The sequence below is a fragment of the Actinacidiphila sp. bgisy144 genome, from assembly GCF_057708105.1.
Map to the genome: position 1 here is coordinate 353,114 of NZ_JBYIRM010000002.1, position 7,308 is coordinate 360,421.

At 73.8% G+C, this 7,308-nt stretch carries 7 protein-coding genes and 1 pseudogene; 2 read left to right on the forward strand and 6 right to left on the reverse strand.

Annotated features, from left to right (window positions below; genetic code table 11):
- Window positions 1-7 precede the first annotated feature (7 nt).
- Entirely contained in the window at window positions 8-1,249 is a 1,242-nt protein-coding gene (locus tag AC3EVP_RS04510; RefSeq protein WP_435126231.1) for an MFS transporter, read from the forward strand.
- On the opposite strand, the gene AC3EVP_RS04515 is transcribed toward AC3EVP_RS04510, so the two are convergent.
- Both AC3EVP_RS04515 and AC3EVP_RS04520 read right to left on the reverse strand, forming a co-directional pair.
- Entirely contained in the window at window positions 1,164-2,192 is a 1,029-nt protein-coding gene (locus AC3EVP_RS04515) for a hypothetical protein (RefSeq protein ID WP_435126233.1), read from the reverse strand. The two genes, AC3EVP_RS04510 and AC3EVP_RS04515, sit on opposite strands and share 86 nt — an antisense overlap.
- A gap of 92 nt (window positions 2,193-2,284) precedes the next feature.
- Entirely contained in the window at window positions 2,285-3,046 is a 762-nt protein-coding gene (locus tag AC3EVP_RS04520) for a DeoR/GlpR family DNA-binding transcription regulator (RefSeq protein ID WP_435126235.1), read from the reverse strand.
- 89 nt (window positions 3,047-3,135) lie between these two features.
- Between AC3EVP_RS04520 and AC3EVP_RS04525 the strand changes: the two genes are divergently transcribed.
- Window positions 3,136-4,452 carry an MFS transporter gene (locus tag AC3EVP_RS04525; RefSeq protein ID WP_435126237.1) on the forward strand — a complete coding sequence of 439 codons (1,317 nt, stop codon included), beginning with the start codon at window positions 3,136-3,138 and terminating at the stop codon, window positions 4,450-4,452.
- On the opposite strand, the gene AC3EVP_RS04530 is transcribed toward AC3EVP_RS04525, so the two are convergent.
- From AC3EVP_RS04530 to tnpA, 4 genes and pseudogenes are all read right to left on the reverse strand, one after another.
- Window positions 4,377-5,357 (reverse strand): phosphotransferase family protein, encoded by a 981-nt coding sequence (locus AC3EVP_RS04530; RefSeq protein ID WP_435126239.1) that lies wholly within the window; start codon window positions 5,355-5,357, stop codon window positions 4,377-4,379. The two genes, AC3EVP_RS04525 and AC3EVP_RS04530, sit on opposite strands and share 76 nt — an antisense overlap.
- Window positions 5,358-5,414: 57 nt before the next feature.
- Window positions 5,415-6,206, reverse strand: coding sequence for an inositol monophosphatase family protein (locus AC3EVP_RS04535; protein ID WP_435126242.1), 792 nt, complete (start codon window positions 6,204-6,206; stop codon window positions 5,415-5,417).
- A gap of 33 nt (window positions 6,207-6,239) precedes the next feature.
- Entirely contained in the window at window positions 6,240-6,500 is a 261-nt protein-coding gene (locus AC3EVP_RS04540; protein ID WP_335977074.1) for a hypothetical protein, read from the reverse strand.
- 372 nt (window positions 6,501-6,872) lie between these two features.
- A pseudogene (gene tnpA, locus AC3EVP_RS04545) lies at window positions 6,873-7,283 on the reverse strand (IS200/IS605 family transposase); the annotation flags it as partial.
- Between the last annotated feature and the right edge of the window lie 25 nt (window positions 7,284-7,308).

Below are 7,308 nucleotides of genomic sequence, written 5' to 3' on the forward strand. Positions count from 1 at the left end.
GTTGGGAATGCCGTCAAGCCTCCAGGCCAGGCTCAGGGAACTGCTGCTGATGGTCGCCAGTGCGATCACCATCATCGGGACCACCGCCATCGCGGCCTCGCTGCCGAAGATGAGCCACGTCTTCGCCGACACGCCGCACGGGCACTATCTGGTGAAGGTCTCCTTGACGGTGCCGGCGCTCACCGCGGGCCTGTTCGCCGTTCCCAGCGGCCAGATCGTGGACCGCTGGGGCCGCAGACCGCTGTTCATCGCCTCCCTGGTGCTCTACGGCGCCGCCGGCTGCGCCGGCTTCCTGCTGCACTCGCTCTACGCGATCCTGCTCTCCCGGCTGCTGCTCGGCGCCGCCGTCGCGGGCGTGTCCACCTGCGCGACCGCGCTGATCGCGGACTACACGCCACGTGACCGCATCGGCCGCGCGATGGGCCGGCAGTCGCTGTTCATGGCGCTGGGCAACGTGGTGTTCGTCTTCAGCGGCGGCCTCCTGGCCGACCAGGGCTGGCGCTGGCCCTTCCTGCTGTACGGGATCGGGTTCGTGCTGGTGCCGGCGGCGGTGGTGCTGATCCGCGAGCCGCGGAGCACGAACGACCCGGCGCCGGTGTCCGCAGCCCCGGTGTCCGCAGCCCCGGCCGCTGCCCGGGCCGTGCAGGCGGAGGTGCCCCCCGCCGCGACGGGGACGATCGCCCTCACCTATGTACTGCTCTTCGTCAACATGGTCGGCTACTTCATGGTGCCGGTCTACCTCCCCTTCTACCTGGCCTCCTTCCACCACGGCGACAGCCTCAGGGCGGGCGCGCTGCTGTCCGTGGTGGGCGTGGCCTGGGCGCTGTCCTCCCTGGTGTACCGGCGGCTGGCGCAGCGGATGCCGTACGAACGCGTCACCGTACTGACCTTCGGCCTGCTGGGAGCCGCGTATGTGCTGCTCGGCACGGCGTCGTCGTATCCGGTGCTGGTGGCCGCGCTCATCCTGACCGGTGCCGGGCTCGGCTCGGCGATCCCGAACCTCAACTCCTGGATGCTTGCGGTGACGCCCCCGGCGGCCAAGGGCCGGGTGATCGGGGCCCGGGTCTGCACCACCTTCCTCGGGCAGTTCGTCTCGCCGGTCATCACCGCGCCCCTGACCGCCGCGGCCGGCATCGGGCACAGCTATGTGATCGCCGGCGCCGTCATGGCCGCCGTCGCGGGCGGGGTCGCCGTGGCCCTGCTGCTGCGCCTGCGGCGCGCCGCACCCGCGCCCGAGGCGGTCGGCTGAGGCGGTCGTGGAGGGTGGCGAAGGCGGTGCAGGTGAAGGGGTAGGTGAGGGCGGCGGCGGTGAGCAGCCCGAGGATGACGGGGGCGAGGATGCCCGCGTAGTAGCCCGCGAAGAAGTTGCCGGTGGTGTCGGCGAGGAGGTGGCGCACGGCGGGCCGGGCGGGGAGGGCGACCTGGGTGGCCAGGCGCGCGAGGAGGGCGCAGAGCGCGGCGGCGGGCAGGGTGAGGGCGAGGACGCGGCCGGCTCCGGCGCGGGTCCAGACCTGGGACCAGGAACGGCGCAGCGCCGCACGGGCGTTGAGGCCGGCGGCAGCGGCGGCGGGCGCGAGGGCGAGGCCGACGCGCAGGAGGACGGCGGCCAGGACGGCCAGCACCAGCAGGCAGGTGAGGAGGGTGTTGCTCCAGGTGTGGGCGTCGCGGCCGTTGGGGTGGTAGCCGAAGAGGCCGTGCGCGGCGACGACGGCCAGCGGCACCAGGGGCCAGGTGATCAGCCCGCGCAGCGTGTAGACGGTGAGGAGGGCCGGTATCCGGGTGCGGCCCGAAGCAGCGCCCGGCTCGGCCTCAACGCCTGGCGGCCGTACGGTATTTGCCGCCGTGACGGCCCGCGAGCACGCGCTTTGCAGGGCCGCGCTGGCGATTCCCAGCAGGAGCAGGAAGAGCGGAAGCGTGCCGAGCGCGACCTTCGCCAGCCCGGTGTGGTCGTGGACGTACGGGTCCTCGACGTAGTGGTACCAGTTGCGCTGGTTGCGCATGTGCGTGAACAGCGGCCAGGAGCAGGCGAACACGGCGGCCGTCAGCAGCAGCCAGGCCAGCCCGGCCAGCCCGACGACCTGTGCCGTCGCCCGGACGAGGGCGCCGCGCTGCCGCCGCAGTACCGCGAACACCGTGGCGGCGGCGCCTCGTTGCGGGGGATCGGACGGTGCGGGGCGGTCGTGCTGCGTCATGGAACGGGGCCTTCGCCTGGTCGGGGGCGTTTCCTGACGGGGACGCGCCGCGGCCCGCCGCGGTTGCCCACCGTCCGGCCGGCGCGGCAGGCTCAGACCGTGTGAACGGTGGTCCCGGCCTCCTCGAGCGCGGCGATCTCCGCCGCGGGCGCGTCGATGTCCGTGACGAGGCGGGGGAGTCGGTCCGCGGCCGCGACGAAGGCGAACGCGGTGTGCCCGAGCTTGCCGCCGTCCGTCGCCACGACCGCCCGCCGGGAGGCGCCGATCGCCGCCTTCTTCACGGCCGCGTCGTCGAGGTCGTACGCGGTCAGGCCCTCCGCCGCGCTGAGGCCGCAGCAGCCGATGACGGCGGTGTCGAAACGCAGGGCCGCCAGCGAGGCGAGGGTGAGCGGGCCGGTCAGGGCCCCCTCGGCGGCGCGCGGCTGCCCGCCGGGCACGAGCAGGGTGGCCGGGCCGGGCTGCTCGCCGAACAGGCGGATAGCCTGGAGCGACAACGGCACGACGGTGACGGGCCGTTCGCGCAGCAGGCGGGCGACCTCCAGGCAGGTGGTGCCGCTGTCGAGCACGACGGTCTCGCCGTCGGCGATCAGCGCGGACGTCTCGGCGGCGATCCGCCGCTTGGCGTCCACCGCGTCGCTCAGCCGCAGCGCGAACGGCGGTTCCTCGCCCCGCAGCAGCAGCGTGCGGGCGCCGCCGCGGACGCGTTCGAGCACGCCTTGGGCCGCGAGGGCGTCGAGGTCGCGCCGGATGGTCATCTCGGAGGCGCCGGTCAGCTCCGCCAGTTGCTGGACCGTGGCCGACCCCGCCGCCCCGACCTCGCGCGCGATCAGCCGGTGGCGGTCCGCATTGCTCATACGGCGATTGAACACCACCGCGGAACGCACATGCAAACTGTTCGAAGATGCCCTTTTCAAACACGCACGATGGTCGTTACGGTGTGGGCATGCAACGCTCGCTCCGGTCCGCCCGCACGGCGACCTTCGTGTACTTCGTCCTGTGCGGCACCCTGATGGGCACCTGGGTCGTGCACATCCCCGCCATCGAACAGCGCACCGGCATCAGCCACGCCACCCTCGGCCTGCTGCTCGTCCTGCTGGGGCTCGGTGCCTTCGCCGGGATGCAGGTCGCCGGCCGCCTGTCGGACCGGATCGGCGCGCGCGTCGTCGTACCCGTCTCCGCCGCGCTGTGCGCGGCCACCCTGGTGCTGCCCGGGCTGCCGCGCGACCCGTGGACGCTGGCCGGGGCGCTGCTGGTGTTCGGCTTCTTCGACGGCTGCCTGGACGTGAGCATGAACGCGCACGCGGTGCACGTGGAGAAGGCGTACGGGCGGCCGGTCATGTCGGCCTTCCACGCGACGTTCTCGGTCGGCGGGGTCCTCGCCTCTCTCGTCGCGGCGGGCGCGGCGGGCGCCGGCGCGGGGCCGGCGGCCACGCTCGGGGTGTCCGGGGCGGTGGGGGTGGTGGTCGCGGTGGTGGCGGCGCGCGGGCTGCTGCCGGCGGAGGGGGTGCCCGGGGCCGTATCCGGGACCGCGCCCGAGGTCGTATCCGGGACCGCGCCCGAGGTCGTACCCGCGGCGTCCGCGCGACGGCGCAAGGCGCCCGGCCGGATCTGGGTGCTCGCCCTCCTCGCCGCCATGGTCATGCTCGCCGAGGGCGCCGCCAACGACTGGAGCGCCCTGCACCTGAAGGACGTCCTCGGCGCGCCCTCGGACGTCGCCGCCATCGGCTACGGCACCTACGCGGCGGCCATGACCCTCGGGCGGCTGCTCGCCGACCGCGTCTCCGGCCGCTTCGGGCCGCTGGCCGTCCTGCGGTACGGGTCGGCCGCCGCCGCGGCCGGGATCACCGTGGTCGCCCTCGCGCCCTGGCTGTGGGCGGCCTTCGCCGGGTGGGCGCTGTTCGGGCTCGGCCTGTCCGGGTGCGTGCCCCAGCTCTTCAGCGCCGCCGGGCGCGTGGACCCCGCGGCCGCGGGCACCAACGTCTCCCGGGTCTCCGGGATCGGCTACCTCGGGATGCTCTCCGGCCCGGCCGTCATCGGCTGGCTCACCCACGTGGTGGCGCTCAACCACGCGTTCCTGCTGCTGACGGTGCTGTGCGCGGTCGCGGCGCCGGCGGCGGGGGTGCTGCGCGCCGACACGGGCGCCGGGTCCGGGTCCGGGTCCGGCTCCGGTTCCGGCTCCGACGGTCAGGCGGAGCCGAACAGCGCCATCGACTCCGCCAGCCGCTCCCGGGCCCAGTCGCGCGCCGACTCCTCGGTGTGACCGCGGTAGTACGTCTCCACCACCATCACCAGCGCCACGTACAGGCAGTACAGCCGGCGCCGTACGAGCGCGTCCCCGGTCGGCTCGGGCATGCCGTAACCGCGGAGGAACGCCGACGAGTCGCCGAACGCGGGGAGTTGGTGCCCGGTGAACCCCCACTCCATCAACGGGTCGCCGTAGAAGGCCCGTTCGTGGTCGAGGACGGCCGAGATCGCGCCGTCGCGGACCATGACGTTGCCTATCCACAGGTCCCACTCGACCAGGCGCGCCTCCGTCACCTCGTCCAGCGCGGGCGCGTGCGCGGCCAGCACCGCGCGGATCTCGTCGTACCCCCGGCCCAGGTCGATCGCGCGGCGCTCGCCGTCGGCCACGATGTCCTCGAACATCCGGGAGAAGGCGCGCCGCCAACTCGGCTCCGGCGGCCCGGAAAGCGGGCCGAACCCGGGCCCGCGCACCGCGTTGATCTCCCGGTTGAGCGCGCCGAGCCGCTCCATGTAGGCGTCGCGCTCGGCCGCGGGGAGCCCTTCGGCGAGGACGGCGAGGTTGTCCGCGTCGACGTGGCCCATGAAGAAGTAGCCGCTGTCGCACAGTTCGCGGCTGCGGTCCACGAAGTCCACCCGGGGGACGGGTACTTCGGTGTGCTTGCGCAGCAACTCGATGGCGGCCAGCTCGGTGTCCATCGCGCCGCGCTCGTACGTCAGCACCTCCACCGCGGCCGGCGGGGCGATCTTCACCACGACCCGGGCGCCGTCGCGCAGCCGTATCCGGTAGGCGGCGTTGAACCAGCCGAACCCCAACTCCTCGGCCCAGTCCTCGCCTTCGGGGACCTGCGCGGGTCCGTACGCGCGCTCGACCATCGCGCGGAGCGCGGCCGGCGACTGCCGGTTCTTGGTGATGCTCTCCAACGGGTCCTCCTGGCACGGAGTGGGGAGGTGGGGCGTACGGGTACGTGGGCGCCCGGGTCAGCCTCGGACCGCCGACATCAGGGCCTGGTGGGTCTCCCGGTCGGCCGCGGCCACGAGACCGCCGACCGTCTCGCCCAGGGGCGCGCCGTCGATGCCGGTGACCACGCAGCCCGCGGCGCGGCACAGGGCGATGCCCGCGGCGAAGTGGACGCTGCCGGTCAGGTCGGGGCCGTCGGTGACGTAGCCGGCGCGCTTGCCCGCGGCGACCCAGGCCAGGGCGAGGCTGGTGGACCCCACCCGGGGCCGGAAGTGGCTGACGAAGGCGGGGTGCGCCAGCAGGGCGGCCGGATGGAAGTCCGGGGCGTGCAGGAACGGCGGGTCGAGGTTGACGTCCACCAGTCCTGAGGCGGCGGTGGGCGTGAGCGGGGCGTCCCCGTCGGGGCCGCCGCGCCGGAGGCGGGCGGTGGCGCCGTCCGTGACGAACACCTCGCCGCCGAACGGGTCGGCCACCGCCGCCGGTCCGCCGCGCAGCGCCACGTTGACGGCCACCAGCATCGTGCCGACCGCGTAGTTGAGCGTGCCGCACAGCGGGTCGACCAGCCACTGGCGTGCCGCGTCGGCGGCGCCGCGCCGCCCGCCCTCCTCGCCGAGCACCGCGTCCCCGGGGCGCGCGGCGCGGATGACGCCGAGGATGCGCTCCTCGGCCGCCACGTCCGCCTCCGTGGCGAAGTCCCCGCCGCCCTTGTCGATCCGGGCGAGCCGCCGCCCGTACATCCGCCGCACCAGATCCGCCCCGGCCCGCGCCGCGGCCGCGGCCACCTCGGCGTCGTCCGCGTACCCCTCGCTCATGCCGCTCACCCTAGCCACCCGCCGCGCGGCGGGTCAGTCGCAGCGGCTGCACAGGACGCCGCGGTAGGTGGCGGCCAGGGTCCGGGCCACGCCCGGTTCGGGGGCCCAGCGGCCGCGGTGGCTGCGGTGGGACGGGGGACCGTACGGGGACTGCCAGGCGGGGCGGTCGGCGCGGTGCGTGCCGCGCGGCATCCGGGGCAGACCGGGTACGCGGAGCCGGACCGCGCCGAACCCGCGGCGGTGCAGGAGGGCGATCGAGGGGCATGTGGGCACGACGGCCCAGGTCTTGGTCATGGGGCTACACCGTTCCCGTGGGAAGAGGACCAGAAGCAGCACGGCGGGCCGCCTGCGGACGGGAGCACCGTAACGGCGCCCGCCCGCGCGGCTCCATCGGTTTTCCCCGGGTTTCTCCCCGGTCCGCCCGCCCCCGAAGCACCGTTCGATAATCTGGCCGTTCGGGGTGGCGCCGGGAGGCGGGGGGATCGATGGACTCGGTGTCCGTGGTGTCGGCGGTGCTCGCCGTGTGCGGGGCGGCCGCCGCGGCGCTGTTCAGCTACCGGGTCTCATCGCAGTGCACCGGGCTTTAGTCCGGTGGTGAGGCGATTCTGAGAAGTGGTCTGGCTCGCGCTGTGCGCACGGGTCCGCACTGTCGGCCTCTGCTCGGACGGGCCGGTTCTGCTGCTCGATGTACTGCTTCACGATCGACAGTGGAGCCCCGCCGACCGACCCGGCGAAGTACGAGCCGGACCACAGCCTCTGTGCCCGCCGGTAGTGTCGGACCAGCTCCGGATACTCCTGGCGGAGCCTGCGGGAACTGACGCCCTTGAGGCTGTTGACCAGCTTGGACAGGGCAACTTTCGGCGGGAAGTTCACGAGCGGGTGGACGTGGTTGTTCTCGCCGTTGAACTCGACCGGCTCGCATGCGAACTCGGCGCAGACGGCCCGCATGATCTCTTCCATGCGCGTCAGGTGGGCGTCCTTGAAGACCTTGTGCCGGTACTTCGTCACGAAAACCAAGTGGGCGTGAAGAACGAAGGCACGGTGTCGGCCAGTACGGATGTTCTGATACTCGGCCATAAACCAACTGGAGTAGGATGATCGA

Bases quoted from the DNA above. Each gene is read 5' to 3' on its own strand.
- AC3EVP_RS04510 (WP_435126231.1), top strand. From the start codon at position 8: ATGCCGTCAAGCCTCCAGGCCAGGCTCAGGGAACTGCTGCTGATGGTC.
- AC3EVP_RS04515 (WP_435126233.1), bottom strand. From the start codon at position 2,192: ATGACGCAGCACGACCGCCCCGCACCGTCCGATCCCCCGCAACGAGGC.
- AC3EVP_RS04520 (WP_435126235.1), bottom strand. From the start codon at position 3,046: ATGAGCAATGCGGACCGCCACCGGCTGATCGCGCGCGAGGTCGGGGCG.
- AC3EVP_RS04525 (WP_435126237.1), top strand. From the start codon at position 3,136: ATGCAACGCTCGCTCCGGTCCGCCCGCACGGCGACCTTCGTGTACTTC.
- AC3EVP_RS04535 (WP_435126242.1), bottom strand. From the start codon at position 6,206: ATGAGCGAGGGGTACGCGGACGACGCCGAGGTGGCCGCGGCCGCGGCG.
- AC3EVP_RS04540 (WP_335977074.1), bottom strand. From the start codon at position 6,500: ATGACCAAGACCTGGGCCGTCGTGCCCACATGCCCCTCGATCGCCCTC.